Origin of the sequence: Pseudomonas sp. AG1028 (assembly GCF_007993955.1) — a bacterium.
Lineage (GTDB): Bacteria > Pseudomonadota > Gammaproteobacteria > Pseudomonadales > Pseudomonadaceae > Aquipseudomonas > Aquipseudomonas straminea.
This window is the reverse complement of the sequence record NZ_VIVP01000014.1, coordinates 48,523-74,857: the sequence shown is the minus strand read 5'-3', so window position 1 is coordinate 74,857 and position 26,335 is coordinate 48,523. Positions and strand designations below refer to the sequence as shown.

The 26,335-nt window shown below is 62.6% G+C and carries 28 protein-coding genes; 23 read left to right on the top strand and 5 right to left on the bottom strand.

Translation table 11 applies throughout. The annotated features are described in order from the left end of the window. The first annotated feature begins 28 nt into the window (after positions 1-28). On the top strand, positions 29-628 hold the full coding sequence (locus FB481_RS21515) for a tRNA-uridine aminocarboxypropyltransferase (protein WP_147177715.1): 600 nt from the start codon (positions 29-31) through the stop codon (positions 626-628). Positions 629-636: 8 nt separating this feature from the next. Here the strand turns inward: FB481_RS21515 and FB481_RS21510 are convergent, their stop codons facing one another. The 3 genes from FB481_RS21510 to FB481_RS21500 all read right to left on the bottom strand — a co-directional run bounded on the left by FB481_RS21510 (position 637) and on the right by FB481_RS21500 (position 3,684). Further along, entirely contained in the window at positions 637-1,485 is an 849-nt protein-coding gene (locus tag FB481_RS21510; protein ID WP_147177713.1) for a pirin family protein, read from the bottom strand. A gap of 131 nt (positions 1,486-1,616) precedes the next feature. Continuing rightward, a complete protein-coding gene (locus FB481_RS21505) occupies positions 1,617-2,393 on the bottom strand; it encodes a VacJ family lipoprotein (protein ID WP_147177711.1) in 777 nt (258 codons plus the stop codon). Then, entirely contained in the window at positions 2,386-3,684 is a 1,299-nt protein-coding gene (locus FB481_RS21500; RefSeq protein WP_147177710.1) for a serine/threonine protein kinase, read from the bottom strand. Before FB481_RS21500 ends, FB481_RS21505 begins: the two co-directional genes overlap by 8 nt. A 274-nt stretch (positions 3,685-3,958) precedes the next feature. On the opposite strand from FB481_RS21500, the gene FB481_RS21495 reads away from it, so the two are divergent. Further along, positions 3,959-4,336, top strand: a complete 378-nt coding sequence (locus FB481_RS21495; RefSeq protein ID WP_093503418.1) for a hypothetical protein — start codon at positions 3,959-3,961, stop codon at positions 4,334-4,336. 42 nt (positions 4,337-4,378) lie between these two features. Here FB481_RS21495 and FB481_RS21490 read toward each other — a convergent pair whose 3' ends face one another. After that, the gene (locus FB481_RS21490; protein WP_147177708.1) at positions 4,379-5,935 is read right to left on the bottom strand and encodes a beta (1-6) glucans synthase; all 1,557 of its coding nucleotides are present in this window, start codon (positions 5,933-5,935) and stop codon (positions 4,379-4,381) included. 186 nt (positions 5,936-6,121) lie between these two features. Between FB481_RS21490 and FB481_RS21485 the strand changes: the two genes are divergently transcribed. The 19 genes from FB481_RS21485 to flhB all read left to right on the top strand — a co-directional run bounded on the left by FB481_RS21485 (position 6,122) and on the right by flhB (position 22,084). Then, the gene (locus FB481_RS21485; RefSeq protein ID WP_093503422.1) at positions 6,122-6,448 is read left to right on the top strand and encodes a helix-hairpin-helix domain-containing protein; all 327 of its coding nucleotides are present in this window, start codon (positions 6,122-6,124) and stop codon (positions 6,446-6,448) included. Positions 6,449-6,665: 217 nt separating this feature from the next. Then, on the top strand, positions 6,666-6,995 hold the full coding sequence (gene fliE / locus FB481_RS21480) for a flagellar hook-basal body complex protein FliE (RefSeq protein ID WP_093503424.1): 330 nt from the start codon (positions 6,666-6,668) through the stop codon (positions 6,993-6,995). Between the two features lie 16 nt (positions 6,996-7,011). Next, on the top strand, positions 7,012-8,814 hold the full coding sequence (fliF, locus tag FB481_RS21475) for a flagellar basal-body MS-ring/collar protein FliF (protein WP_093503426.1): 1,803 nt from the start codon (positions 7,012-7,014) through the stop codon (positions 8,812-8,814). Further along, the gene (fliG, locus tag FB481_RS21470) at positions 8,807-9,823 is read left to right on the top strand and encodes a flagellar motor switch protein FliG (protein ID WP_093503545.1); all 1,017 of its coding nucleotides are present in this window, start codon (positions 8,807-8,809) and stop codon (positions 9,821-9,823) included. Before fliF ends, fliG begins: the two co-directional genes overlap by 8 nt. Before the next feature lie 3 nt (positions 9,824-9,826). Next, entirely contained in the window at positions 9,827-10,612 is a 786-nt protein-coding gene (gene fliH / locus FB481_RS21465) for a flagellar assembly protein FliH (RefSeq protein ID WP_147177706.1), read from the top strand. Next, positions 10,602-11,960 (top strand): flagellar protein export ATPase FliI, encoded by a 1,359-nt coding sequence (gene fliI, locus FB481_RS21460; protein ID WP_147177704.1) that lies wholly within the window; start codon positions 10,602-10,604, stop codon positions 11,958-11,960. The genes fliH and fliI overlap by 11 nt, the downstream gene beginning before the upstream one ends. 3 nt (positions 11,961-11,963) lie before the next feature. Then, complete coding sequence (gene fliJ / locus FB481_RS21455; RefSeq protein ID WP_147177702.1) at positions 11,964-12,416, top strand: flagellar export protein FliJ; 453 nt, start codon at positions 11,964-11,966, stop codon at positions 12,414-12,416. Positions 12,417-12,623: 207 nt separating this feature from the next. Beyond that, entirely contained in the window at positions 12,624-12,929 is a 306-nt protein-coding gene (locus tag FB481_RS21450) for an STAS domain-containing protein (protein WP_147177700.1), read from the top strand. A gap of 6 nt (positions 12,930-12,935) precedes the next feature. Next, positions 12,936-14,630: a fused response regulator/phosphatase gene (locus FB481_RS21445; protein ID WP_093503432.1), complete on the top strand. Its 1,695-nt coding sequence runs from the start codon at positions 12,936-12,938 to the stop codon at positions 14,628-14,630. 75 nt (positions 14,631-14,705) lie between these two features. Next, positions 14,706-15,062 carry an Hpt domain-containing protein gene (locus FB481_RS21440; protein ID WP_093503434.1) on the top strand — a complete coding sequence of 119 codons (357 nt, stop codon included), beginning with the start codon at positions 14,706-14,708 and terminating at the stop codon, positions 15,060-15,062. Positions 15,063-15,134: 72 nt separating this feature from the next. Further along, on the top strand, positions 15,135-16,406 hold the full coding sequence (locus FB481_RS21435) for a flagellar hook-length control protein FliK (RefSeq protein WP_147177698.1): 1,272 nt from the start codon (positions 15,135-15,137) through the stop codon (positions 16,404-16,406). A gap of 221 nt (positions 16,407-16,627) precedes the next feature. Further along, positions 16,628-17,152, top strand: a complete 525-nt coding sequence (gene fliL, locus FB481_RS21430) for a flagellar basal body-associated protein FliL (RefSeq protein ID WP_093503438.1) — start codon at positions 16,628-16,630, stop codon at positions 17,150-17,152. Positions 17,153-17,167: 15 nt separating this feature from the next. Then, positions 17,168-18,139, top strand: a complete 972-nt coding sequence (fliM, locus tag FB481_RS21425) for a flagellar motor switch protein FliM (RefSeq protein WP_073268173.1) — start codon at positions 17,168-17,170, stop codon at positions 18,137-18,139. A gap of 62 nt (positions 18,140-18,201) precedes the next feature. Further along, positions 18,202-18,672, top strand: a complete 471-nt coding sequence (fliN, locus tag FB481_RS21420; protein WP_093503440.1) for a flagellar motor switch protein FliN — start codon at positions 18,202-18,204, stop codon at positions 18,670-18,672. Positions 18,673-18,676: 4 nt separating this feature from the next. After that, positions 18,677-19,102: a flagellar biosynthetic protein FliO gene (gene fliO / locus FB481_RS21415; RefSeq protein ID WP_093503442.1), complete on the top strand. Its 426-nt coding sequence runs from the start codon at positions 18,677-18,679 to the stop codon at positions 19,100-19,102. Continuing rightward, on the top strand, positions 19,102-19,887 hold the full coding sequence (gene fliP / locus FB481_RS21410; RefSeq protein WP_093503444.1) for a flagellar type III secretion system pore protein FliP: 786 nt from the start codon (positions 19,102-19,104) through the stop codon (positions 19,885-19,887). The genes fliO and fliP overlap by 1 nt, the downstream gene beginning before the upstream one ends. Before the next feature lie 10 nt (positions 19,888-19,897). Further along, on the top strand, positions 19,898-20,167 hold the full coding sequence (fliQ, locus tag FB481_RS21405) for a flagellar biosynthesis protein FliQ (protein ID WP_013791040.1): 270 nt from the start codon (positions 19,898-19,900) through the stop codon (positions 20,165-20,167). A gap of 4 nt (positions 20,168-20,171) precedes the next feature. Further along, positions 20,172-20,948 carry a flagellar biosynthetic protein FliR gene (gene fliR / locus FB481_RS21400; protein ID WP_093503446.1) on the top strand — a complete coding sequence of 259 codons (777 nt, stop codon included), beginning with the start codon at positions 20,172-20,174 and terminating at the stop codon, positions 20,946-20,948. Continuing rightward, positions 20,948-22,084 (top strand): flagellar biosynthesis protein FlhB, encoded by a 1,137-nt coding sequence (flhB, locus tag FB481_RS21395; RefSeq protein WP_147177696.1) that lies wholly within the window; start codon positions 20,948-20,950, stop codon positions 22,082-22,084. Before fliR ends, flhB begins: the two co-directional genes overlap by 1 nt. A gap of 39 nt (positions 22,085-22,123) precedes the next feature. Here the strand turns inward: flhB and sodC are convergent, their stop codons facing one another. Further along, complete coding sequence (gene sodC / locus FB481_RS21390; RefSeq protein ID WP_147177694.1) at positions 22,124-22,645, bottom strand: superoxide dismutase family protein; 522 nt, start codon at positions 22,643-22,645, stop codon at positions 22,124-22,126. Between the two features lie 227 nt (positions 22,646-22,872). Here sodC and flhA point away from each other — a divergent pair, with 227 nt between their 5' ends. Both flhA and flhF read left to right on the top strand, forming a co-directional pair. Continuing rightward, a complete protein-coding gene (gene flhA, locus FB481_RS21385; protein WP_093503452.1) occupies positions 22,873-24,981 on the top strand; it encodes a flagellar biosynthesis protein FlhA in 2,109 nt (702 codons plus the stop codon). A gap of 15 nt (positions 24,982-24,996) precedes the next feature. Then, complete coding sequence (flhF, locus tag FB481_RS21380; protein ID WP_093503454.1) at positions 24,997-26,304, top strand: flagellar biosynthesis protein FlhF; 1,308 nt, start codon at positions 24,997-24,999, stop codon at positions 26,302-26,304. Positions 26,305-26,335 lie beyond the last annotated feature (31 nt).

The following is a 26,335-nucleotide window of genomic DNA, read 5'->3' as shown; positions in this document are numbered from 1 at the left end:
ACACTGCGCGGCCGAGGAGACCCGCCCTATGCCACGCCCCCGTTGTCCCCGCTGCAGGCGCCCGGCCAGCCACTGCCTGTGCGCCCTTATTCCCGATTTGACCAGTCGCACTGAAGTGCTGGTGCTGCAGCACCCTACTGAAGTCGACCACGCGCTCAATACCGCGAATCTCGCCGTACTGGGGCTGCGTAGTGCCGCGTTGTGGGTTGGTGAGGTATTCGAGGCGCTACCGGAGTGGGTGGCAGAGCCCGGCTATCGCACCTGCCTGCTGTTTCCGGGTGAGCAGGCGCGGAGGATCAGCGAACTGCCTGGTGATGCAGATCCACGGCCTGTGCGGTTGATCGTGCCTGATGGCACATGGCGCAAGGCTCGCAAAATTCTCTATATGAATCCTCTGTTGGCAGGCCTGCCACGGGTGACCTTGGCCGACGCGCCGCCATCACGCTATCGCCTGCGCAAGGCGCCGATAGAAGGCTCGCTGTCGACACTGGAGGCCATCGTCGAAGCCCTGAATGTACTCGAAGCGCCCGCTGATTACCGGGCGCTGCTCAAGCCCTTCGATGCGCTGATCGAGGGGCATATCGCTGCGATGGGCGAGGACACTTTCAAGCGCAATCACCAGCGCTGAAGGGGATTTCAGCCAAAGGTGCCGTCACGAAAATCACGCAGCGCCTGTTCGATCTCTTCCCGGCTGTTCATCACGAAAGGCCCGTACTGCACGATTGGTTCGTTCAGCGGCTTGCCGGCGATCAGCAGCACGCCGGCGCCATCAGCGCTGCTGATCAGCAGCTCGCCCTGATCATCCAGGCGTACCAGTCGGCCAGCGTGGGCCTCGTGGCTGTCCTGCACTTGTGCCTTACCCTGGTAGACGTACAGCAGGGCGCGGTGGCCGGCGGGAAGCTCGGGGCGTACGACGCTGCCAGCGGGCAGGCGCAGGTCGAAGACCTGGGGCTCAGTATCCGGACGCTGCACGGCACCGGTCTGACGCAGCTGGCCTTCGGCGAAGCTGCCGGCGATTACCACGACCTCGACACCCTGTTCAGTGTGCAGACGCGGAATCTGCGCGCTGGGGATGTCACGGTACTGCGGGTCGGCCATCTTCTCGCGGCCAGGCAGGTTCAGCCATAACTGGAAACCGCGCATGGCGCCCTGTTCCTGCTCGGGCATTTCACTGTGGATGATGCCCCGCGCGGCAGTCATCCATTGCACGTCACCGCCCTGCAGCAGGCCCACGTTGCCGAGGTGATCTTCATGGCGCATGCGCCCTTCAAGCATGTAGGTGATGGTCTCGAAGCCACGGTGGGGATGGGGCGGAAAGCCGGCGATGTAGTCTTCGGCATTGTCGGTGCTGAACTCGTCGAGCATCAGAAACGGATCGAAACGTTCGATGCCGGCACCACCAATGACCCGGTTCAGGCGCACACCGGCGCCGTCTGAGGCAGGCTGCCCTGGCTGAATGGCAAGGACTCGGCGTAGTTGGGTCATGGGGCTGTCTCCCGTGAAAAGTGATGCATCCATGGTAGGCCAGCCGATCCGTCAGATGGTTGGGAAAAGGTCAACTCATCTATCGAGAATATCGATGTAGCGGGTGGCGCTTTGCAGCGCCACCCGAGTGTTCACTCGGCGATTTGCAGCTTGCGCGATTCGGTATAGAAGAAGCGCAGCTTCTCGTACTCGAATGGCGAGTTTAGTTGGCCGTAGCGGAAGCTGGTGGTGGAGCGCTGGTCGATGCCCCTGAGAACGATGATCTCGGGGTGAGCACTGCTAGCCTCAGCGACGTTGAGGTAGTTGATCTGCTGGTTGATGCCGAAGTCAGCCACGAGGCCCGTGGTGTCTCGCAGGTTGGACGGGCCGAGAATCGGCAGCATCAGGTAGGGGCCGGCCGGGGTGCCATAGAAGCCCAGGGTCTGGCCGAAGTCCTCACGGTGCTTGGGCAGGCCCATCAGGGTGGCCGGGTCCCACAGACCGACCACGCCGATGGTGGTATTGAACAGCAGGCGCGCGGTGGTGTTCAGGGCGCGCTCGCCTTTGAGTTGCAGGGCACTGTTGACCAGGTTGGACACGTCGCCCAGGTTGCTGAAGAAGTTGGTCACGCCCTTTTGCATGAAGGTCGGCGTGACGTAGCGGTAACCGTCGACCACAGGCAGGAACACCCATTCGTCGAAGCGGTAGTTGAAGTGGTAGACCCGGCGGTTCCATGACTCCAGCGGATCCTGGATTTCCAGTGCCGAAAGGGTCGAGCGCTCGAACTCGCGCTGGTTCAGGCCCGGGTTGAACTTGAGTTCCTTGAGCGGCTGCTTGAAGCCATCGTCCTCGACGGTGGTCTGGGCGGAGGCGGTGCCACAGCTCAACACGGCAGCGAACAGTGCGAGAGTAGGAAAGGACTTAGCCACGGAAGAACTCCAACATGTCGTTGCTGTTGACGCGGTAATTGAGGTTGCCGCAGTGGCCGCCGTAGGGGTACACGGTCAGGCGATCGCCCATGGTGCGGCGCAGGAAGCCGAGGTCGCCAGGGCCGAGGATCACGTCGTCGGCGTTATGCATCACACCGATCTTGGGGCTGTTCTTCAGGTAGTCCTCGATGCCGTACAGGCTGACCTCGTTGATCAGCTGGCTCATGCTGCCGCCGTCGTAGCGGGCTCGCCACATGGGGATCAACTGTTCGGACATGTAGCAGTCGAAGTCGCACTGCAGCGCGCGGCGAAAGAACGGCGTCAGGCTGGTGCCCTCGCCAATCGGATAATCGACCGGAGTGATCAGTCCGCGGCGGTTGATCAAGTCCGAGGTAAAGGTGATGTCAGCGGCCGAGAAGCGGAACGAGGTGCCGATCAGCATGGCCAGTTGTTCGTTGGTCAGGTGTTCCTTGGACTGCTGGAAGTCGTAGAGCAGGGCATCGTTGATATCTACGTAACCCTTCTGCTGGAAGTAGCGGGTCAGCTTGGCCAGCACCAGTTCATAGAAGGTGGTGCGGTTGGTGATGCCTTTCACCTGGGTCTGCACCAGTCGATCCAGGTTGGTGATCGAGGTGTAAAGGTTGACCGGCGGGTTGAGCATCAGCACGCGCTTGAAGTTGAAGCTGCGGCGCGTCTCGTCCAGCTGGCTGACGAACGCCGCATGCAGGGCGCCCAGGCTGTAGCCCGTCAGGTAGTAATCGGTGACCTGCAGGCGCGGGTGTTGGGCGCGTACCGCCTGCATGGCGCGGTACATGTCCTCGGCATCGTCGCGGCTGATGCCGGGTGTGGCGAAGCGCGAGGCGGAGGTCATGAAGTCGTAGCTGGTCGGCGAGGACAGCTGCACGACATGGTAGCCCGCGCCATAGAACAGCTTCTTCAGGTATTCGGGCGTGCTGCTCGAATAACGCGCGCCCGTGCCGGCGATGATGAAGATCAGCGGTGCCGGGCCATCCTGCTCGGCCAGGCGATAACTCATCTTGGTTACCGCCCAGAAGTTGTCAGGCAGCTGGAACTCACGCTCCGGGCGCAGGCGAACCTGGTAATCGCCCTGCTTGATGTCCGCGTCTTCGGGCAGCTTGGGGCGCAAATCCGGCGGTGTGGTGGCGATAGTGGCTTCGAACGGGTTGGTCAGCGGATAGCCGTAGGTTTGCGGGTCAACGTCGACGGCCCAGACGGAGACGCTGAACAGCAGGGTGCCGAGCAGGGCTGCAAGACGGGGAATGAAAGACATACAAAGTCCCTTTGGAAGAGAACATTCTTTTCAGAGGTGGCCGGCAAGCCGGTGCTTTCGGCATCAGCCGCGATGAGTAGGACAATCGCGGTTGTGTCAAAGTGCCATGGGAAATTTCGCTGCGCTGGCAATGGGTATACCAGAAGGCGGTTGAGCCGCCAACGGCCTTGCACTCGGGCGCTTACGTCACTTTCGACACCTCCTTATTTGCCGCTTGCATCCGCCTGCCGTGAGATTATGCTGAGCGCCGTGTTCAAGCCCTCTGGAGTGCAGCATGCCTCGTCGTTCATCCATCGTCGCCCTGGTGATTGCAGCGCTCGCCTGCGTGGTCGCCAGTTATGCGTTGCGCTACCTGCTCATGGAGGGCGATCAGTGGGTCGGTCGCTGCGTCGACGATCCCGGCCTTCTGGCCTGCCAGGTGCGTGGCACCCTGGGCTGGATGATTCACCTGCGAATCATTGCCCTGACTGCCCTGGGCTGTGCGCTGCTGGCATTCGTGGTGCCTGGCGTCTGGGGCTGGCGCCTGGCGGTGCCGGGGCTGCTGCTCGGCGTGCCGGCGCTGGCGCTGTACACCGCTAGCCTGGCGGTATTCGCCGTGGTGCTGGCGCTGCTGCGTTTGGTACGCGCGCCGGCTGTCACGGCGACGCACTAAGCAAATCGGGCGCTGCGCGGTAAGCGCAGCACCCGCAGCGTTCTAGCGGTTCTTCGAGAGTCGCAGGCTACGCCACAGCGCGGCAGCCAGCAGTGCGCTGGTAATGGCCCAGCCGATGGCCTGCAGGTTGCCCAGGGTTTCTTCATAGAGCTGCGGCACGATGCCGGCGGCGATCAGCACTGCCAGCAGAGCGATTTCCCGGTGCGGGGCCGCTACTGGGCGCAGCAGATAGACCACTGCCGGCAGCAGCAGCGCGGCGCTGGGGAAGCTGCGGTAGCGCGCATCGGTGACCATTGCCAGCATCATCACCGCACCGGCGAAGCCGGCTGCCGCCAGCCACCAGCCTGCACGCCGCTCCAGCCAGCCGAAAGCCTTTGCTCGCCAGCCTTGCGCGGTGGATAGCGCCAGTGTGGCATGGGCCAGCACCAGCAGATTGAGGGCGAGCAGGGCGGCGGCCCACAGCCATTCGCCGATATAACGGCTGGTCACCCAGGCCAACTCCGCCCACAGGCCAATACAAGCCGCGCCCAGTGCCGCAACCAGCGGCAGCAGCACCGCGTTGCGCGTCGAACTCGGGCGACCACCGATCAGCAGGCCGACGGCTAGAACGCCTGCGCTGATGGCCAGCCACAACGGCCAGTGCGGTAGGTTGGACACCGGGCCGGCGAGGACCGACTTGTCCTGGCGATCCGCGTCGTACAAGCCCCAGAAACCACCCACCGCGCCTTCGCTGACGCGCTTCCAGGGTTGGTCGAAGGCTTCGATCAGGTTGTAGCGCCAGCCGTGCTGCTCGGCCAGGGCGACGAAACCGCGAATGAAGGTGGCTTGGTTGACGCGACTCGGCACGGCGGTTTCACGCTGGCGGCCTTCGCTGGGCCAGCCGGTCTCGCCGATCATGATGTCCTTGGGCGCGAACTTTTTGCCGAACAGCTCGCGCACTTCGGTCACTTCGTGCAAGGCCGCGTCGATGCCGGCCGGGTTGTCTTCCCAGTACGGCAGCAGGTGAATGGTGATGAAGTCCACTGCCGGCGCGACTTCCGGGTGCTTGAGCCAGAACTCCCAGACATCGGCGTAGGTGACCGGCTGAGTGATTTCAGCCTTGACCTTGTTGATCAGCTCGACCAGCTGCCCGCCGGTGACTTCCTTGCGCAGCAGGGCTTCGTTGCCGACGATGACCGCCTCGACCACATCCGGGTTTTCCTTGGCCAGCTTGATCAGGCCCTGGATCTCGACGTCCGTGTCATGCGGGTTGCGGCTGACCCAGGCGCCGGTGATCAACTTCAGGCCATGCTTGCGGGCCAGCTCCGGCAGCTTTTCCAGGCCGGTGACCGAATAGGTACGAATGCACTGGAAACGCTGGGCCAGCAGCGCCAGGTCGGTGTCCATCTGCTCGGGGTTGATCTGCAGGGGCAGATCGAACGGCGACTGATCCTTGCCGAACGGCGTGTAAGACGCACATTGCAGTTTGTGGGTCGGCGTGGCGGCGTCGGCCAGCACCACGGGCTTGCCGATGGTTTGCCAGAGGCTGCCCAGCGCAAGAAGCCCGACGATGCAGGCACAGAGGTACGGGAGCAGGGGAAAGCGGGCGTTGGCGGGCATGGTCGAACACGCATGGTAAATGGAGACGCGCATCTTAGCGGCGAGAGGGGGGTTTAGATAGCCGCGGAAAGAGTGGTTACAAAGCCATTCGTTGACACCCGATTCGGGCGGACTAGTTTTGATCATGCGGCGTATGGAGTACCCGCGTCGCTCAACTCGAGTCGAACACGAAAAGGACGTCTAATCATGCTGAAAACTACCCTGCAAGCCTTGCTGTTTTCCCTGGCCGCCAGCGCCACGTTGCTGGCCGGCGCCAACGAGTCGACCAAGGCGCCGGCTACCGAACCGGTGGCCCAGCAAGTGGCCGAGCTCAATCCCGTCAACCTCAATACCGCCGACGCCGAAACCCTGCAGCGCGAGCTTAGCGGCGTGGGTGCGGTGAAAGCGCAGGCTATCGTCGCCTATCGCGATACCCACGGCGAATTCGCCTCGGTGGACGAGCTGCTCGAAGTCAAAGGCATCGGTGAAGCCTTGCTCGAACGCAACCGCGCCAAACTGACCGTCAGCCAGTAATCCCTCCATCCTTGCCGCGCCTTTTGCTGGAAAGGCGCGGCTTTTTTATGGGGGCGCTTTTCCTGGCGTCGCTTCGCCAGAGCTGGCCTGCTTTCTGCTTCAAGCCCTTGGCAAGCACCGTGTTTATGGCGCTTCCAGTAGTTGGCACCTTTGTTGCAAACACCCTCAGCAAAGCACTCGCGGCGTCAAAAAACCGCGGTCAGGTGGAGGAAAGGTCATGAGTCAGGGTGTCGCGTTCAATCGTCTAATGCTGGAAATGCGCTCGATGCAGGCCGAGGCCATGGCGCGCAAACCGGCTGTGCCCCAGGCTCAAGAAGTTGGCGCGCCGAGTTTCTCGGACATGCTCGGTCAGGCGGTGAGCAAGGTCAGCGAAACCCAGAATGCCGCCAGCCAACTGGCTACCGCTTTCGAGATGGGCCAAAGCGGCGTCGACCTGACCGACGTGATGATCGCCTCGCAAAAATCCAGTGTCTCGTTTCAGGCCATGACCCAAGTGCGCAACAAGCTGGTCCAGGCCTACCAAGACATCATGCAGATGCCGGTTTAAGGGGTAGATTTCCATCATGGCCGACACGCTCGCTGCAAACGTACCCGCCACTGCCGCTGACAACGCGCCGAAGAAGCCGCTGTTCGGGCTGACCTTTCTGGAAAACCTCTCCGACATGCCGCTGTTGCGCCAAGCCGGCCTGCTGATCGGCCTGGCCGCCAGCGTAGCGATTGGTTTCGCCGTGGTGCTGTGGTCGCAACAGCCCGAGTACAAGCCGCTATATGGCAGCCTCGAGGGCATGGATGCGCGCAGCGTGATGGAAACCCTGACCGCCGCCAATATCGATTACACCGTTGAACCGAACTCCGGCGCGCTACTGGTCAAGTCCTCGGATCTAGCCCAGGCGCGCATTCGCCTGGCGTCTGCCGGCGTAGCGCCGACCGATACCAGCATCGGTTTCGAGATCCTCGACAAGGAGCAGGGCCTGGGCACCAGCCAGTTCATGGAAGCCACCCGCTATCGCCGTGGCCTGGAGGGCGAGCTGGCGCGCACCGTGTCGAGCCTGAACAACGTCAAGGCCGCCCGCGTGCACCTGGCGATTCCGAAGAGTTCGGTGTTCGTGCGTGACGAGCGCAAGCCCAGCGCCTCGGTACTGGTCGAACTGTACGCCGGGCGCAGCCTGGAACCGAGCCAGGTGATGGCCATCGTCAATCTGGTCGCCAGCAGCGTACCGGAAATGGACAAGGCCCAAGTTACCGTGGTCGACCAGAAGGGCAATCTGCTGTCCGATCAGCAGGAAATGTCCGAGCTGAGCATGGCCGGCAAGCAGTTCGATTACAGCCGCCGCATGGAAAGCCTGTTCACCCAGCGCGTGCACAACATTCTGCAACCGGTGCTGGGCGTTGGCCGCTACAAGGCTGAAGTGTCCGCCGACGTGGATTTCAGCGCCGTCGAGTCGACTTCGGAAACCTTCAATCCGGACCAGCCGGCCCTGCGCAGCGAGCAGCAGGTCAATGAACAACGCAGCAGCGGCAGCGGCCCGCAGGGCGTACCCGGTGCCCTGAGCAATCAGCCGCCTGGCCCGGCTACCGCCCCGCAGCAAACTGGCGGCGCCGCGGCGCCTGGCGGCCCGATCGCCCCCGGTCAGCCACTGGTCGATGCCAATGGTCAGCAGATCATGGATCCGGCTACCGGCCAGCCGATGCTGGCGCCGTATCCGGCCGACAAGCGTGACCAGTCGACCCGCAACTTCGAGCTCGATCGTTCGGTCAGCTACACCAAGCAGCAGCAGGGTCGCCTGCGCCGGCTTTCTGTCGCCGTGGTGGTCGATGACCAGATGCGTGTCGACCCGGCCACCGGCGCAACCACGCGCGTGCCGTGGACCACCGACGATCTGGCGCGCTTCACCCGCCTGGTTCAGGACTCGGTCGGCTTCGATGCCAGCCGTGGCGACAGCGTCAGCGTGATCAACACGCCGTTCAGCAGCGAAACCGCGGAAGTGATCGATGTACCGTGGTACCAGAGCGATCTGTTCCTGATGGCCATGGGCGGTCTCAAGTCGCTGTTCCCTGCGCTGTTGATCTTCCTCCTGGTGTGGTTCGTGCTACGCCCGGTACTCAACAACATCACCGGTGGTGGCAAAGGCAAGGATCTGGCTCTGGCGGGTGGCGGCCGCGACGGCGACGTCGACCTCGGCGAAATGGGCGGTCTCGACGGCCTGTCCTCTGATCGGGTAAGCCTCGGCGGGCCGCAAAGCATTATGTTGCCGAGCCCGAGCGAGGGGTATGATGCACAACTGAACGCGATCAAAAGTCTGGTCGCCGAAGATCCGGGCCGTGTCGCCCAGGTAGTCAAAGATTGGATCAATGCCGATGAGTGAGAACCGCACTGCCGCCAAGATGAGCAAGGTCGAGAAGGCCGCGATTCTTCTGCTCTCGCTGGGTGAGACCGATGCCGCCCAGGTGCTTCGTCATCTGGGCCCCAAGGAGGTTCAGCGCGTGGGTGTGGCCATGGCTGCCATGCGCAACATTCACCGCGAGCAGGTCGAGCAGGTGATGGGCGAGTTCGTCGACACCGTGGGCGACCAGACCAGCCTGGGTGTGGGCGCCGACGGCTACATTCGCAAGATGCTCACCCAGGCGCTGGGCGAGGACAAGGCCGGCAACCTGATCGACCGCATTCTGCTCGGTGGCAGCACCAGCGGCCTGGACAGCCTGAAGTGGATGGAGCCGCGAGCGGTCGCCGACGTGATCCGCTACGAGCACCCGCAGATTCAAGCCATCGTGGTCGCCTACCTGGACCCCGATCAGGCCGGCGAAGTACTCAGCCATTTCGATCACAAGGTGCGCCTGGACATTGTGCTGCGCGTGTCGTCCCTGAATACCGTACAGCCTGCGGCGCTCAAGGAACTCAACCTGATTCTGGAGAAGCAGTTCTCCGGCAGCTCCAACACTACCCGCGCCACCATGGGCGGTGTGAAGCGCGCCGCGGACATCATGAACTACCTCGACAGCTCGGTCGAAGGGCCGTTGATGGATTCGATCCGCGAGATCGACGAGGACCTGTCGTCGCAGATCGAGGACCTGATGTTCGTCTTCGACAACCTGGCCGACGTCGACGACCGCGGTATCCAGGCGCTGCTGCGTGAGGTTTCCTCCGATGTGCTGGTGCTGGCCCTCAAGGGCGCGGACGAGGCGATCAAGGAAAAGGTCTTCAAGAATATGTCCAAGCGCGCCGCCGAGCTGCTGCGAGATGACCTGGAGGCTAAAGGGCCGGTGCGGGTCAGCGACGTGGAAGGGGCGCAGAAGGAAATCCTCACCATCGCCCGACGCATGGCCGAGGCCGGCGAGATCGTGCTGGGCGGCAAGGGCGGCGAGGAGATGGTGTAACCCATGGCCGGCAAGGAACCTGTCAGCGAACTGATTCGCGCCAAGGATGTGCGCAGCGTCGATCGCTGGTCGTTGCCCAGCTTTGACGAACACGATGAGTCTCAAGAGCAGGCGCCGGACCCTGAGCCGTTGGCTGCCGAGGCGCCACCTCCGCCTCAGGAAAGCGAGGAGGTGGCCCTTGAGGATGTCAAACCCTTGACGCTCGACGAGCTCGAGGCCATCCGCCAGGACGCCTACAACGAGGGTTTCGCTACCGGTGAGAAGGATGGTTTTCGCGCCGGCCAGCTCAAAGCCAAGCAGGAAGCTGATACCGCTCTGGCGGGGCGCGTGCAGGCGCTCGAGCAGGTCATGCAGCATCTGTTCGAGCCAATCGCCGAGCAGGACAAGCAGTTGGAGCTCGCCTTGGTCACGCTGGTCGGCCAGATCACCCGCGAAGTCATCCAGCGTGAATTGAACCGCGACTCCAGCCAGATTCGCCAGGTGTTGCGCGAGGCGCTCAAGCTGTTGCCAATGGGAGCGGAAAATATCCGCATTCACCTCAATCCACAGGATTTCGAGCTGGTCAAGGCACTGCGCGATCGCCACGAGGAAAGCTGGCGGATCCTCGAGGATGACTCGCTGCTGCCGGGCGGCTGCCGGGTGGAAAGCGAGCACAGCCGTATCGACGCCAGCGTGGAAACCCGGCTGAATCAGGCAATCAAGCAGCTGTTCGAGCAGCAACGCGAGCATGCCACCACGCCACGCACTCCCGACATGGTCATCGATCTGGACGCCAGCGATGCGCCTTGAGCGCCTGAGCTTCGCCCGCCGCATGGAAGGTTACGGCGAGGCCGTCAAACTGCCGACCCAGCCTATCGTCGAAGGGCGCCTGCTGCGCATGGTCGGCCTCACCCTGGAGGCCGAAGGCCTGCGCGCCGCGCTGGGTAGCCGCTGCCTGGTGATCAACGACGACAGCTATCACCCGGTGCAGGTCGAGGCCGAGGTGATGGGCTTTTCCTCCGGCAAGATCTACCTGATGCCGGTCGGCAGCCTGGCCGGTATCGCGCCGGGCGCCCGGGTGGTGCCGCTGCCGGATACCGGCCGCCTGCCCATGGGCATGTCGATGCTTGGTCGGGTGCTCGATGGCGCCGGGCGCGCCCTGGATGGCAAGGGCGGCATGAAGGCCGAGGATTGGGTGCCGATGGACGGGCCGACCATCAACCCGCTCAAGCGCCACCCGATCAGCGAGCCACTGGACGTCGGCATTCGCAGCATCAACGGCCTGCTCACCGTCGGCCGCGGCCAGCGTCTGGGCCTGTTCGCCGGTACCGGGGTGGGTAAGTCGGTGTTGCTGGGCATGATGACCCGCTTCACCGAGGCCGAGATCATCGTGGTCGGCCTGATCGGCGAACGGGGCCGTGAGGTGAAGGAATTCATCGACGAGATTCTTGGCGAGGAGGGCATCAAGCGTTCGGTCGTTGTCGCCTCGCCAGCCGATGATGCGCCGCTGATGCGCCTGCGCGCCGCCATGTATTGCACGCGCATCGCCGAATACTTCCGCGACAAGGGCAAGAACGTTTTGCTGCTGATGGATTCGCTGACTCGTTTCGCCCAGGCCCAGCGGGAAATCGCCTTGGCCATCGGCGAACCACCCGCTACCAAAGGCTATCCGCCTTCGGTGTTCGCCAAGCTGCCGCGTCTGGTCGAGCGCGCCGGTAATGCAGAGGCTGGCGGCGGCTCGATCACGGCGTTCTACACCGTGCTCTCCGAGGGCGATGACCAGCAGGATCCCATCGCCGACGCCGCGCGCGGGGTGCTCGACGGTCACTTCGTGCTGTCCCGGCGCCTTGCCGAAGAAGGCCATTATCCGGCCATCGATATCGAAGCCTCGATCAGCCGGGTGATGCCCCAGGTGGTCAGCCCCGAGCATATGCGCAACGCACAGCGCTTCAAGCAGCTGTGGTCACGCTATCAGCAGAGCCGCGACCTTATCAGCGTTGGTGCCTACGTTCCGGGCGGCGATGCCGACACCGACCTGGCCATTGCCCGCCAACCAGTGATGGTGCGCTACCTGCGTCAGGCCCTTGGCGAGAGCGAGAGCCTGGCTAGCAGTCGCGAGTTGCTGGCGGCAGTGCTCAACCCCGCAGCGGCGTCTTAACCTGTGGCCAACAGCCGAGCGGCGCGCCTGGCGCCGGTAGTCAACATGGCCGAGAAGGCCGAGCGCGAGGCGGCGCTGCAGCTTGGCCGTGCTCAGGGGCTGTTGGGGCAGGCACAGAGCAAATTGGCCGAATTGGATCGATACCTGCAGGGCTATCAGCAGCAATGGATGGGCGAGGGCCAGCGCGGGGTCTCTGGCCAATGGTTGATGAACTACCAGCGCTTCCTGTCACAGCTCGACGTGGCTATTGCCCAGCAGCAGCAGGCGGTGAATTGGCATCGCAACAACGTGGACAAGGTTCGTGACGTCTGGCAACAGCGCTATGCGCGGCTCGAAGGGCTGCGCAAACTGGTGCAGCGCTATCTGGACGAGGCGCGTCTGGCCGAGGATAAGCGCGAGCAGAAGCTGCTCGATGAGCTGTCCCAACGCATACCACGACGTGATTCCCTGGAATGATGGTTGCCGCTGACGCAGGCTAGTGCTAAATCTTCTATTGCCGACATTCAGTGCGCCGGAGTGCGGGCTGGGCAGGGCCAGGAAAAACAGGTGAGACACCGCGTCACCATACGGGTCAACAAGCTATCGGCTGCTCGCCAGAGCAGCCTCGGCCAGGTTGGCTCGCCTTAGCGGGCTGCGGGTATCCCGGATATCAAGGAGTGTTTCATGCCCATCACCTCGCTGCCCTCGGAAGACGGGCAAGAGTTGACCATCACCATTCAAGGTCGCTTCGATTTTGGCGCCCATCAGGAATTTCGCCGCGCCTACGAGCGTGTCGATATCCGCCCCAAACGTTACGCGGTCGACCTCAAGGGAACCACCTACCTCGACAGCTCGGCGCTCGGCATGTTGCTGCTGCTGCGTGACCATGCCGGTGGCGACCGTGCGCAGATTCGGCTGCTCAACTGCAATGCCGATGTGCGCAAGATTCTCTCCATCTCCAACTTCGAACAGCTTTTCCAGATCGACTGAGGCGCTATGAAGGCCTCACCGCTCACCATCCTGATCGCCGAGGACAGCGCCACCGACCGCATGCTGCTGTCGACCATCGTAGGTCGCCAGGGGCATCGGGTGCTGGCCGCCGCCAATGGCCTGGAAGCGGTGGCGCTATTCGAATCGCAGCGCCCACAGCTGGTGCTGATGGACGCGCTGATGCCGCTGATGGATGGCTTCGAAGCCGCCAAGCGGATCAAGGCCATGGCGGGCGAGGCTATGGTGCCGATCATTTTTCTGACCTCACTGAGCGAGGAGGAGGCTCTGGCCAGTTGCCTGGAGGCGGGCGGCGATGATTTTCTCGCCAAGCCCTACAGTCGGGTGATCCTCGAAGCTAAAATCAACGCCATGGATCGGTTGCGGCGCCTTCATCAGGAGGTGTTGCGTCAGCGCGACCAGATCGCCCGACACAACGAGCACTTGCAGAACGAGCAACTGGTCGCCAAGGCTGTTTTTGACAAGGTGGCTCACTCCGGCTGTCTGGGCGCTGGCAATGTGCGCTATATGCAATCGCCGTATGCGCTGTTCAATGGCGATCTGCTGCTGGCTGCCTTTCATCCCAGCGGCGACATGCACGTACTGCTTGGGGACTTCACCGGTCACGGCCTGCCGGCGGCGATTGGTGCCATGCCGCTGGCGGAAGTGTTCTACCGCATGACTGGCAAGGGGCACTCGCTGGTGGAGATTCTCCACGAAGGCAACGCCAAGCTACGCCGCATTTTGCCTCGCGGCGTGTTCTGCTGTGCAACGCTTTTGAACATTAGCTTTCGCCGGCGCATGGTCGATTTTTGGGGCGGTGGCTTGCCCGCCGGTTATGTACTGCGCAAGGGTGGTGAGCGGGTACCGCTGGTGTCGCATCACTTACCTTTGGGGGTGCTCGACCCGGACAGTTTTCGTGACGGCTACGAGTCCTATTCGCTGGAGCTGGGCGACCGGGTCTTTCTGCTTTCTGACGGTGTGCTCGAGGCGCAGAACGAGCATGACGAGCTCTTCGGAGAGCAGCGCCTACTTGGCGTGCTGGATGCCAGTCACGACCCGTCGCGGCTGTTCGCCGATATTCAACAGGCCCTGCAAGCATTCCACGGTGAAGCCCGCGACGATGTCAGCCTGGTCGAAGTGACGATGGTCCAGGAGAGTGCAGTCAGCCGACCGCCGTTAGCGGCGAGTGAGTCCCAGAGCGGCCCTGAGAGTTGGTCGGCACGCTATGATTTCCGCGGCCCCACCCTGCGCGACTATTATCCGTTGCCCCATCTGTTGCAGTTGCTGCTCGAAGTGCCTGGATTGCGCGGCAGCGGCGGCAATCTCTACAGCGTGCTGTGCGAGCTGTATACCAATGCGCTGGAACATGGTGTGCTGGGGCTGGATTCTTCGCTCAAGCGTGATGCGGCAGGTTTCGCCGAATATTATCGGTTGCGTGCCGAGCGGCTCGACAGTCTGCAGGATGGCTGCGTCAGTGTAGTCTTCGATGTGACTCAGCAGCCGGGTGGTGGGCGTCTGACACTGAGTGTCGAGGACAGCGGCGTGGGCTTCGATCCTGCGGAGGTACTTGCTCGCGAGCACACTGCCGGTGGCTTCAGCGGGCGTGGCATGGCGTTGATCCGACAGTTCAGCGAGCGTTGCGAGTGGTCGCCTGACGGACGTCGGGTCAGTGTGGAGTTTTCCTGGACCACGCAGGCATAATCCCGGCTTTCGCGCGCGACCCCAGCGGGCTCGCGTAATGACGTACCGTCATTCGAGGCCGGCCTGGAGTCTAGGGTGTCCGACAATCATCTTGATCGTGATGTACTCAATTCCCTGCAGGAGATCATGGAGGATGAGTATCCGGTGTTGCTGGATACCTTCATGACGGACTCCGAGGAACGCCTGCGCCTGCTGCATCTGGCTGAGAAGCACCAGGACGCCGTCGAGATGCGCCGCGCCGCCCACAGTTTCAAGGGCAGTTGCAGCAATATGGGCGCCAGAGCCTTGGCCGAGTCCTGCCGGGAGCTTGAGGAGCTGGCCCGCCGTGGCGAACTGGACGAGTCGGCGCAACTGGTTGCGCGTATCCAACGCGAGTTCGCCATTCTGCGCATTCTGCTGAAGTCCGAACGTCAGAGGTTTCCTGCCGCCTGATCGCTATTGGGAATAATTGGCCCGACCTTTGCTTTGCCAAGGTATACGCCATTATTCAAGCGGAGAGCGTTCATGCCCGTTGCCCCAGATCTTTTGCTGACCCCTGCGGCTGCCCCCAAGCCGAAGGCTGCGCCGGCCAATGCCCCGCAGAGCGCCGCGCAACCGCGTAAGCAGGAGAGTTCCAGCTTCTCCCAGGTCTACGCCAAGGAGCGTCAGGCCAAGGCCGCCGAGCGTCAGGACGCTGCCACCAAGTCAGCACGCGACGGCAAGGCCGACCCCCAGGCAAGCGCCAGCGATCCGGCAGCGGCCGTTGCCGCCGAGCCAGTGGTTGCCGATAGCGGCAAGGATTTGCCCGAAGAACCTAAACTCGAAGAGGGCGCTGTCGATCCGCTGATGCTGCTGGGCCTGTTCCAGCCTGAGCCACAAGCCGAGGTACTCGAAGAGCAGCCCGAGGCTGCGCCGGCTGTTGATGTATCGCCCAGTCTGATCGGCTCTGCCCCGGCTGCCATGACCGAGGCCAGCTTCGATCCGGAAATCGACGCACTAAACCAGCAGCCTGCCGTGCAATTGGCGCTTGAGGTCGGCGCTCAGGAGAAAGCCGCTGCCCAATCCACCGCCACGCCAGGCGGCGCGGCGACCTCATCATCGGCCAGCAGCGGCCAGGCGTTCGCCAGTGCCATGGCTGCAATGGGCGTGAAGAGCAGCGCTATGGAAGGTGAATCCAGCGAAACGACGCCGTTGCCGTCTTTCGAACTCAGCACCGAAGGGCTGGAAGCGCTTAAGGAGAGTTCGGCCGACACCCCGCCCGAACAATTCGTCAGCAAGCTCAGCGCGCTGAGTCAGGCAATTGGTCAGCAGACCGCTCAGGTCGGTCGGGCGCCCGTGGTGCCTGGCCAGCCGCTGGCCATGCAACAAGCTGGCTTTAGCGAGGGTGTGGTGGACAAGGTGATGTGGATGTCCAGCCAAAACCTCAAGTCCGCGGAGATTCAGCTTGATCCCGCCGAGCTCGGGCGTCTCGACGTTCGCATCAGCCTCAATCAGGATCAGACCCAGATCAGCTTCGCCAGTGCACACCCCAGCGTGCGCGAGGCCTTGGAAGGCCAGATGCATCGGCTGCGCGAGATGTTCACCCAGCAGGGCATGAACCTGGCAGACGTCAACGTTTCCGACCAGTCCCAGGGCCGTGCCTGGCAGGGGCAGGAAGGCGATGGCCGTGGCCGCGGTAGTCGTATGGTCGATGAAGGGAGCGCGAGTGGCGAGGGCGAGGAGCGGGTGATCGGTAGTGTCGAGATCCGCGACCCGGCTCAGGGCGCTGGTCGCGGTATGGTCGACTATTACGCCTGACGACGCCGCTTTGTGGCGGCTGTTCTAGACTTCGAATCACCCTGCTCGATATATCGGCAGGGTGATTTGCGTTTTAAGGCGCGCTGCGAGTCGGGTCAGGCATCACGCTTTCGCGTAACATGGCGTGCTCGGTGATTGCAGCCGCATCTATGAGCTGGCATAACACTTGCTCTTAACCCATTGAAAGCGGAGGGTTCTCCGCTCCGTGACGGATTTTTGGCATGGCAAAGAAGAACGCGCCTCCCGCCGCTGCTCCCGAAGCAGGCAGCAAGCCGCCAGGCAAGCTCAAGCTCATCATCGCCATCGTATTGGCCCTGTTGCTGGCCGTGGGCGCCTCGATCGGCGGCACCTGGTTCTTTCTCAGCAAGGACAACGCCAAGCCAGAGGCCGAGCATGCGCAGGCCGAGAACGCCGCGCCCGTCAAGCAGCCGGCAATCTACGAAGAGCTGACGCCGGCCTTCGTGGTCAATTTCACCCAGAACGGCAAGCCGCGCTACATGCAGGTCAGCGTTGCGCTGATGGGGCGCGACCAGGCAGCCATGGACGCGCTCAAAGTAAATATGCCGGTGTTGCGCAACAACCTGGTGATGCTGTTTTCCAGCCAGGATTTCGCCAGCCTGATCACCCCGGTTGGCAAGGAAATGCTGCGCCAGCAGGCGACCGCCAGCGTGCAGCAAGTGGCCGAGAAGGAAACCGGCAAGGTGGCTGTCGAGCAGGTGCTGTTCACCAACCTCGTGTTGCAATAGGGCGGGAGTTCGCTAATGGCTGTACAAGACCTGCTGTCCCAGGACGAGATCGATGCGCTGCTGCACGGCGTCGACGATGGCCTGGTGGAAACCGAGGAGTTCGTCGAGCCCGGCAGCGTCAAGCAATATGACCTGACCAGCCAGGATCGCATCGTGCGCGGGCGCATGCCGACCCTGGAGATGATCAACGAGCGTTTCGCCCGTTATACCCGCATCAGCATGTTCAACCTGCTGCGCCGCTCGGCCGATGTGGCGGTTGGTGGCGTGCAGGTGATGAAGTTCGGCGAGTACGTGCATTCCCTGTACGTGCCTACCAGCCTCAACCTGGTGAAAATGAAGCCGTTGCGCGGAACCGGCCTGTTCATTCTGGACGCCAAACTGGTGTTCAAGCTGGTCGATAACTTCTTTGGCGGCGACGGCCGTCACGCCAAGATCGAAGGGCGTGAATTCACCCCCACCGAACTGCGTGTTGTGCGCATGGTGCTCGATCAGGCCTTCGTCGACCTGCGTGAAGCCTGGGCGGCGGTAATGGACATCAACTTCGAGTACGTCGGCTCCGAGGTCAATCCTGCCCTGGCCAACATCGTCAGCCCCAGCGAAGTCATCGTGGTGTCGACTTTTCACATCGAACTCGATGGCGGTGGCGGTGATCTGCACGTGACCATGCCTTATTCGATGATCGAGCCGATTCGCGAGATGCTCGACGCCGGCTTCCAGTCCGACGTGGACGATCAGGATGAACGCTGGGTCAAGGCCCTGCGCGAAGACATTCTCGATGTCAGCGTTCCTTTGAGCGCCACAGTTGCGCGCCGTCAGCTCAAGGTGCGCGACATCCTGCACATGCAGCCCGGCGACGTGATTCCCGTAGAGCTGCCCGAGCATATGATTCTGCGCGCCAACGGCGTGCCGTCCTTCAAGGTCAAGCTCGGTTCGCATAAGGGCAACCTCTCGCTACAGGTACTCGATCCGGTTGATCGTCACCGCTAGCCCACTATTTCCGCCGCGCCCTGTGCGTAGCCAAGCCGATAAACGCCAGCCGAGGTTGAACGATGGCAGACGAGAACGAACAAACCAGCCCCGAAGAACAAGCGCTCGCCGATGAGTGGGCGGCCGCGCTATCCGAGTCCGGAGATGCAGGCGGGCAGGACGATATCGACGCGATGCTGGCCGCCAGTGCGGCCAGCCAGCCGTCGGCGCCCCGTGCGCCGATGGAAGAATTCGGCAGCATGCCCAAGGTCAACAATCCGGTTAACCTGGAAGGCCCGAATCTCGATGTGATCCTGGATATTCCGGTGTCCATTTCCATGGAAGTGGGCAATGCCGACATCACCATTCGCAACCTGCTGCAGCTCAACCAGGGCTCGGTGATCGAGCTCGATCGCCTGGCCGGCGAGCCGCTCGATGTGCTGGTCAATGGCACCCTGATTGCCCATGGCGAAGTGGTGGTGGTCAACGAGAAGTTCGGCATTCGCCTGACCGACGTGATCAGCCCCAGCGAACGCATCAAGAAGCTGCGCTGACGCCATGAACAGACTCCTGCTCGCACTCCTTGCGCTGCCGTGCTTCGCCTTCGCCGCCGAACCTGCTGCCCAGGCGCCTGCCGCCAGCGGCGGTATCGCCGGTCAGTTGGCGCAACTGGTGATTGGCCTGCTACTGGTGATTGGCCTGATCTTCCTGCTCGCCTGGATGATGCGCCGCGTGCAGCGTCTGGGCCCCAACAATGGCAAGGTGATCAAGATCGTCGCCACTCAGGCGCTGAGCCCCCGTGATCGGTTGGTGCTGGTGCAGGTCGGCAACGAGCAGATTCTGCTAGGCCTCACACCTGGGCGCATCAACTCGCTGCACGTGATGGGCGAGCCGGTTCACCTGCCTGATGCCGAGCCGGCATCCACCGAATTCTCCCAGCGCCTCATGGAACTGCTGGGCAAGGACCAGAAGGACAAGTCCTGATGTTGCGACTTCTGCTTGTGCTGGTGTTCGCGCTGGGGACTTCGCTGGCCTTCGCTCAGGAACCATCATCGCCCAGCCCATTGATCCAGCAGGGCAGCAATCCGCTGTCGATTCCGGCGATCACCCTGAGCACCGACGCCGACGGGCAGCAGGAATACTCGGTCAGCCTGCAGATCCTGCTGATCATGACGGCGCTGAGTTTTATCCCGGCGTTCCTGATGCTGATGACCAGCTTCACGCGGATCATCATCGTGTTCTCGATCCTGCGTCAGGCCATGGGTTTGCAGCAGACGCCGTCCAACCAGATCCTCATCGGCCTGGCGCTGTTTCTGACCATGTTCATCATGGCGCCGGTGTTCGACCAGATTAACCGCGAGGCCTTGCAGCCTTATCTGAATCAGCAACTGCCGGCGCAGCAGGCCATCGAGCGGGCCGAGGTGCCGATCAAGAATTTCATGCTGGCGCAGACCCGCGAGAGCGATCTGGAACTGTTCGTGCGTCTGTCCAAGCGTACCGACATCGCCACGCCGGAAGCGGCGCCGCTGACCATCCTGGTGCCGGCCTTCGTGACTTCGGAGCTCAAGACCGCGTTCCAGATCGGCTTCATGATCTTCATCCCGTTTCTGATCATCGATATGGTGGTGGCCAGTATCCTCATGGCCATGGGCATGATGATGCTGTCGCCGCTGATCATTTCCCTGCCGTTCAAGATCATGCTGTTCGTGCTGATCGACGGTTGGGCGCTGATCATGGGCACCCTAGCCAGCAGTTTCGGCACCTTGTAGCGAGGCTCACATGACCCCTGAAGTTGCAGTCGATCTGTTCCGTGAGGGACTCTGGCTGATCTCCCTGATGGTCGGGCTGTTGGTCATGCCCAGCCTGCTGGTGGGCCTGTTGGTGGCGATGTTCCAGGCCGCTACCCAGATCAACGAACAGACCCTGAGCTTTCTGCCGCGCCTGCTGGTGATGCTGCTGACCCTTATCGTTGCCGGGCCGTGGATGGTGCAGCAACTGATGGAGTACACGCAGAACCTGATCATGAACATTCCGCAGCTGATCGGCTGATTCGATGTTCGAGCTGAGCGATGCGCAGATCGGCAGCTGGGTCAGCAGCTTCCTGCTGCCGCTGTTTCGCATCGGCGCCTTGCTGATGGTCATGCCGATCATCGGCACGCAGTTGGTCCCCACTCGGGTGCGTCTGTACCTCGCGCTCGCCATCAGTGTGGTCATCGTGCCCACCTTGCCGCCGATGCCGCAGGTCGATTCGATCAGCCTGCAGGCCTTCATGCTGATCGCACAGGAAATTCTCGTTGGCGTGATGCTCGGCTTCGTGCTGCAGCTGCTGTTTCACGTCTTCGTGGTCGCCGGGCAGATTCTCGCCATGCAGATGGGCCTGGGCTTCGCCTCCATGGTCGATCCGGCCAACGGCATTTCGGTGCCGGTGATCGGCCAGTACTTCACCATGCTGGTGACCCTGCTGTTCCTGGCCATGAACGGGCATCTGGTGGTGTTCGAGGTACTGGCCGAGAGTTTCGTGACCCTGCCGCCGGGCTCCGGCCTGCAGGTCGAGCACTACTGGGAGCTGGCCACAAAGCTCGGCTGGGTAATGGGCGCCGCGCTGATCCTGGTGCTACCGGCCGTTACCGCATTGTTGGTGGTGAACATCGCCTTCGGGGTGATGACCCGCGCCGCGCCGCAACTGAACATCTTCTCCATCGGTTTCCCGCTCACCTTAGTGCTAGGCATGGTGATCGTATGGATTTCTCTAGCTGACATCCTGGCGCATTATCAGGCCATCGCGAGCGAGGCGCTGATCATGTTGCGTGAACTGGCGAGGGCCCGCTGATGGCCGAGTCGGACAGCGGTGCCGACAAGAGCGAGGAACCCACGGAGAAACGCCGCCGGGAATCTCGTGAAAAAGGGCAGATCGCCCGCTCCAAGGAGCTCAATACCTTCGCCATCATGCTGGCCGGCACTGGCGGGCTGCTGGCCACCGGTGGCTCGATCGGCAATGCCATGCTGGAAATCATGCGCGGCAACTTTTCGCTGCCACGCGAGATCCTGATGGATGAGCGCAATATGGCGCTGTGGCTGGCCGCCTCCGGGCAGCTGGCACTCGATGCGCTGTTGCCGCTGCTGGTCGTGCTGCTGGTGATGTCCATCGTAGGGCCCATCGCCCTAGGTGGCTGGCTGTTCTCGGCCAAGGCCATGGCGCCCAAGTTCAGCCGCATGAACCCGCTCTCCGGGCTCAAACGCATGTTCTCGATGAAGGCGTTGATCGAGCTGCTCAAGGCATTGGCCAAGTTCATCGTCATCCTGCTGGTGGCGCTGGTGGTGCTGTCGAAGGACCGCGCTGATCTGTTGGCGATCGCCAACGAACCGATCGAATCGGCCATTATGCACTCGGCGCAAGTCGTCGGCTGGAGCGCGTTGTGGATGTCGTTCGGGCTGATCCTGATCGCTGCCGTGGATGTGCCGTTCCAGCTCTGGGACAACAAGCAAAAGCTGATGATGACCAAGCAGGAGGTCAAGGACGAGTACAAGGACAGCGAGGGTAAACCCGAGGTCAAGCAGCGCATCCGCCAGCTGCAGCACCAGATGACTCAGCAGCGCATGATGCAGGCCGTCCCCCAGGCCGACGTGGTGATTACCAACCCGACCCACTTCGCAGTGGCTCTGAAATATGACCCGCAAACCGGCCAGGCGCCCATGTTACTGGCCAAGGGCGGCGACTTCACTGCGTTGAAAATCCGCGAGATCGCCACCGAGCACAATGTGCTGATACTGGAGTCGCCGGCGTTGGCGCGCTCGATCTATCACACCACCGAGCTCGATCAGGAAATCCCTGCCGGTCTTTACCTCGCCGTCGCGCAGGTGCTGGCGTACGTCTATCAGATTCGCCAGTTCCAGGCCGGCAAGGGCAAGCGTCCGGCGCCGCTCAAGGATCTGCCAATCCCGCCTGATCTGCGCCGCGACGAATGAGTGAGCGCAGCCTGCATCTGGCAGACTGCGCCCAGCCCGTTACTCGATCACGCCGCAGGCGACGCGTGCGCCGCCGCCGCCCAGAGGCTTGGGATGATCGGCATGGTTGTCGCCGCCGGCATGGACCATCAGAGAAAGGCCCTTGAGCTCGTCCACGCTCTTGATGCGCGGCGCCAATACCGGCTGGCTGGCCTTGCCGTCAGCGGTCACCAGTAGAGCAGGGAGATCGCCCATATGGCCGTCGCCCCATGGCAGGTCGTGTTTGCCGGTGTTTTTCGGATCCCAGTGGCCGCCAGCGGCTTCGGCTGCCGATGGTTTGCCATCCTTGGGCGCCGGCTCGCAGCTGGGTTTGCCGTGTACGTGGAAGCCGTGAATTCCAGGTTCCAGATCATGCAGCTCAGGCGTGAACACCACGCCATAAGGGCTCTGGCTGATCACCACCTTGCCTACCGAGCTGCCGACGCCATTGGCATCCACAGCATTGAGTTCGACCGTCTTGTCGGCCGCCTGCAGGCCGGCCGCGAAGCAACTGGCCAGTGCGGCCATCATCCAGCGTTTCATGGTGTTCTCCTTGGTGGTTTGAATCCAGCGTTCACAGGCTGTGACTGGGCTTGGCCGCCGGGGTTCGTGTTTTCGTCGCCAGCGCTCTCGTAAAAGTCTTCAGACGCCTTCTATGACGGGCATTTCGAGGAGTTGGAAAGGTTCTTGCAATACCGAGCGCAAAGGCGTTCTGGACGTCAAAAGATTGAATCAGTCGGGGTAAACACGTGGCAGTAGATCGCGCACAGATGATTGGCAACGTTCGCAGCAACCTGTCGGGGCTGCGCAACGGCAATCTCGGCATTCCGCTGTTGCTGCTGGTCATGCTCGCCATGGTCATGCTGCCGATCCCGCCGTTTCTGCTCGACGTGCTGTTTACCTTCAGCATCGCGCTGTCGATCGTCGTGTTGCTGGTGGCGATCTACGCACTGCGGCCGCTGGATTTCGCCGTGTTCCCGACCATCCTGCTGGCTGCGACGTTGTTGCGCCTGGCGCTCAACGTGGCGTCGACGCGCGTTGTGTTGCTGCATGGCCAGGACGGTCACGACGCTGCGGGCAAGGTGATCCAGGCCTTCGGTGAGGTGGTGATCGGCGGCAACTACGTGGTCGGTATCGTGGTGTTCGCGATCCTCATGATCATTAACTTTGTGGTCGTCACCAAGGGGGCCGGGCGTATCTCCGAGGTGAGTGCGCGCTTTACCCTGGACGCCATGCCCGGTAAGCAGATGGCCATCGATGCCGACCTCAATGCTGGCCTGATCGATCAGGTGGAAGCCAAGAAGCGCCGCAGCGAAGTGGCCCAGGAAGCCGATTTCTACGGTTCCATGGACGGTGCCAGCAAGTTCGTGCGCGGCGACGCCGTCGCCGGCCTGCTGATCCTGTTCATCAACCTCATCGGCGGCATGGCCATCGGCATGCTGCAGCACGGCCTGAGCTTCGGCGATGCTGGCCGTATCTACACCCTGTTGACCATCGGTGACGGCCTGGTCGCGCAGATCCCCTCGCTGCTGCTGTCCACCGCCGCCGCCATCATGGTGACCCGCGTCTCCAGCGCCGAGGACATGGGCGCCCAGGTCAACCGCCAGATGTTCGCCTCGCCGCGTGCGCTGGCCGTCTCCGCCGCCATCATGATCGCCATGGGCCTGGTGCCCGGCATGCCGCACATGTCGTTCATCAGCCTCGGGCTGGTGGCGGCTGGCGCGGCCTACTGGATCGCCAACAAGCAGCGCAAGGTCAAGGAAGCCGAAGTCATCGAAGTGCAGCGCCAACAGGAGCTGTTGCCGGCCCAGCGCGCCCAGGAGGTCAAGGAACTGGGCTGGGACGACGTGGTGCCAGTGGACATGGTCGGCCTGGAAGTTGGCTACCGGCTGATTCCGCTGGTCGACCGCAATCAGGGTGGCCAGTTGCTGGCGCGCATCAAGGGCGTACGCAAGAAGCTTTCCCAAGAGATGGGGTTTCTGATGCCGTCGGTGCATATCCGCGACAACCTGGATCTACAGCCCAACGCTTATCGCCTGACGCTGATGGGCGTCAGTGTCGCTGAAGCCGAGGTCTACCCGGATCGCGAGCTGGCGATCAACCCCGGTCAGGTGTTCGGCACCCTCAACGGGGTGGCCGCCAGAGATCCGGCGTTCGGACTTGAAGCCGTGTGGATCGATCCGGGTCAGCGCGACCAGGCGCAATCACTCGGCTACACCGTGGTGGACGCTAGCACCGTGGTGGCCACTCACCTCAATCAGATCCTGCACAAGCACGCCCACGAGCTGCTGGGTCACGAGGAGGTCCAGCAATTGATGCAATTGCTGGCGAAAAGCTCGCCCAAGCTCGCCGAAGAGCTGGTGCCCGGGCTGATTTCCCTGTCGACCCTGCTCAAGGTGCTGCAGGCGCTGCTGCAGGAGCAGGTGCCAGTGCGTGACATTCGCACCATCGCTGAAGCCATCGCCAACGTCGCGCCAAGGAGTCAAGATCCCGCCGCCATGGTCGCGGCAGTTCGCGTCGCGCTGTCTCGTGCAATCGTGCAAAACATCGTGGGACTAGAGCCGGAGCTGCCTGTGATCACCCTTGAGCCAAGGTTGGAACAGATATTGCTAAACAGTCTTCAGAAGGCCGGTCAGGGCTCCGAGGATGGCATCCTCCTCGAACCTGGTATGGCGGAGAAGCTGCAGCGTTCCCTGGTGGAAGCAGCGCAGCGTCAGGAGATGCTTGGCAAGCCAGTGATTCTGCTGGCGGCCGGGCCGGTTCGGGGAATGCTCTCGCGTTTCGCCCGGTTGGCCGTCCCGAGCATGCATGTTCTGGCGTACCAGGAAATTCCGGACAACAAGCAGGTCACCATCGTTGCGACGGTGGGGCAGAACTAATCGAGGGTACGGGCCATGCAGGTCAAACGCTTTTTCGCTGCCGATATGCGCCAAGCCATGAAGCTGGTTCGAGATGAGCTGGGCGCCGATGCGACCATCATCGCCAACCGCCGTGTGGCCGGTGGCGTGGAATTGACGGCTGCACTCGATTATCAGGCTCCGCCTGTGCCAGCACGTCAGGCCAACCCGGCGCTGGAAGCCGAGTTGCGCAAGACCCAGTCGAAGATAGCGTCGGCCCATGCCGAGCTGACCATGCGTACCCAGGCCGATGCCGGCAAGGACCGTCAGCTGTTTGGCGCGGCAGCTGCCACGCCGCCTGCCGACAGCCTGGATGCCGTGCTCAAGCGTCAACAGCAGAAGCCGGTTGCGGCGGCAGTCGATCAGTCGGCGCTGGATTCCATGCGCTCCGAGCTGCATGGCCTGCGTGAGCTGATCGAAATGCAGATGGGCTCGATGGCGTGGGGGCAGATGCAGAGCCGCCGCCCGCAGCAGGCCACACTGTGGCGCCGTCTGCAGCGTATGGGCGTACCAGCAGAGCTGTCGCGCGTGTTGCTCGAGCGGGTCGCCTCGATTGCCGATCAGCGCAAAGCCTGGCGCATGGTGCTGGCGCACCTTGCCCATTCGATTCAGACGCCCAAGCAGGAGCCGATGGAAGAGGGCGGCGTGATCGCGCTGGTCGGCCCCGCCGGCATGGGCAAGACCACCACCCTGGCCAAGCTGGCCGCGCGCTACGTTCTCAAGTATGGCGCGGCCAGCATCGCGCTGGTGAGCATGGACAGCTACCGTATCGGCGCTCAGGAACAGCTAAAGACCCTGGGCCGGATTCTTGGCGTCTCGGTGACCCAGGTCGATCCGGGTCAGTCGCTGACCCAGGCGCTCGTACCGCTGGCCCGCAAGCGTGTGGTGCTGATCGACACCGCTGGCCTGCCCGCCAATGATCCGGCGCTGCGCATGCAGCTTGAGGCGCTGGCCAGCCGCGGCGTCAACGCACGCAATTACCTGGTGCTGGCCGCCACTAGCCAGGCGCAGGTTCTCAAGGCGGCCTATCACAGCTACAAGCGCTGTGGGCTGGCGGGCTGCATTCTGAGTAAACTGGATGAGGCTACCAGCATGGGTGAGGTATTGGGGCTGGCTATTGGCCATCGTCTGCCGGTAGCCTACTTGGCAGATGGCCCGCGCATCCCGGATGACGTACACGTGCCGCGCAGCCATCAGTTGGTCAGTCGCGCTGTCGGTCTGCAGGCGCCGGACGAGCCGAGCGAAGACACCATGGCCGATATGTTCGCAGGGCTCTATCAGAACCCTGCCAGACAGGCCGGTTGAACGGATTGAATACGGTGACGCGCTGGTCGTG

Bases quoted from the DNA above. Each gene is read 5' to 3' on its own strand.
- fliO (WP_093503442.1), top strand. From the start codon at position 18,677: ATGAACAGACTCCTGCTCGCACTCCTTGCGCTGCCGTGCTTCGCCTTC.
- fliL (WP_093503438.1), top strand. From the start codon at position 16,628: ATGGCAAAGAAGAACGCGCCTCCCGCCGCTGCTCCCGAAGCAGGCAGC.
- FB481_RS21510 (WP_147177713.1), bottom strand. From the start codon at position 1,485: ATGACCCAACTACGCCGAGTCCTTGCCATTCAGCCAGGGCAGCCTGCC.
- fliP (WP_093503444.1), top strand. From the start codon at position 19,102: ATGTTGCGACTTCTGCTTGTGCTGGTGTTCGCGCTGGGGACTTCGCTG.
- sodC (WP_147177694.1), bottom strand. From the start codon at position 22,645: ATGAAACGCTGGATGATGGCCGCACTGGCCAGTTGCTTCGCGGCCGGC.
- FB481_RS21495 (WP_093503418.1), top strand. From the start codon at position 3,959: ATGCCTCGTCGTTCATCCATCGTCGCCCTGGTGATTGCAGCGCTCGCC.
- FB481_RS21515 (WP_147177715.1), top strand. From the start codon at position 29: ATGCCACGCCCCCGTTGTCCCCGCTGCAGGCGCCCGGCCAGCCACTGC.
- fliQ (WP_013791040.1), top strand. From the start codon at position 19,898: ATGACCCCTGAAGTTGCAGTCGATCTGTTCCGTGAGGGACTCTGGCTG.
- fliF (WP_093503426.1), top strand. From the start codon at position 7,012: ATGGCCGACACGCTCGCTGCAAACGTACCCGCCACTGCCGCTGACAAC.
- FB481_RS21500 (WP_147177710.1), bottom strand. From the start codon at position 3,684: ATGTCTTTCATTCCCCGTCTTGCAGCCCTGCTCGGCACCCTGCTGTTC.
- FB481_RS21450 (WP_147177700.1), top strand. From the start codon at position 12,624: ATGCCCATCACCTCGCTGCCCTCGGAAGACGGGCAAGAGTTGACCATC.
- fliG (WP_093503545.1), top strand. From the start codon at position 8,807: ATGAGTGAGAACCGCACTGCCGCCAAGATGAGCAAGGTCGAGAAGGCC.
- FB481_RS21435 (WP_147177698.1), top strand. From the start codon at position 15,135: ATGCCCGTTGCCCCAGATCTTTTGCTGACCCCTGCGGCTGCCCCCAAG.
- fliH (WP_147177706.1), top strand. From the start codon at position 9,827: ATGGCCGGCAAGGAACCTGTCAGCGAACTGATTCGCGCCAAGGATGTG.
- fliN (WP_093503440.1), top strand. From the start codon at position 18,202: ATGGCAGACGAGAACGAACAAACCAGCCCCGAAGAACAAGCGCTCGCC.
- fliI (WP_147177704.1), top strand. From the start codon at position 10,602: ATGCGCCTTGAGCGCCTGAGCTTCGCCCGCCGCATGGAAGGTTACGGC.
- FB481_RS21490 (WP_147177708.1), bottom strand. From the start codon at position 5,935: ATGCCCGCCAACGCCCGCTTTCCCCTGCTCCCGTACCTCTGTGCCTGC.
- fliM (WP_073268173.1), top strand. From the start codon at position 17,168: ATGGCTGTACAAGACCTGCTGTCCCAGGACGAGATCGATGCGCTGCTG.
- flhA (WP_093503452.1), top strand. From the start codon at position 22,873: ATGATTGGCAACGTTCGCAGCAACCTGTCGGGGCTGCGCAACGGCAAT.
- flhB (WP_147177696.1), top strand. From the start codon at position 20,948: ATGGCCGAGTCGGACAGCGGTGCCGACAAGAGCGAGGAACCCACGGAG.
- FB481_RS21445 (WP_093503432.1), top strand. From the start codon at position 12,936: ATGAAGGCCTCACCGCTCACCATCCTGATCGCCGAGGACAGCGCCACC.
- fliR (WP_093503446.1), top strand. From the start codon at position 20,172: ATGTTCGAGCTGAGCGATGCGCAGATCGGCAGCTGGGTCAGCAGCTTC.
- flhF (WP_093503454.1), top strand. From the start codon at position 24,997: ATGCAGGTCAAACGCTTTTTCGCTGCCGATATGCGCCAAGCCATGAAG.
- FB481_RS21485 (WP_093503422.1), top strand. From the start codon at position 6,122: ATGCTGAAAACTACCCTGCAAGCCTTGCTGTTTTCCCTGGCCGCCAGC.
- fliE (WP_093503424.1), top strand. From the start codon at position 6,666: ATGAGTCAGGGTGTCGCGTTCAATCGTCTAATGCTGGAAATGCGCTCG.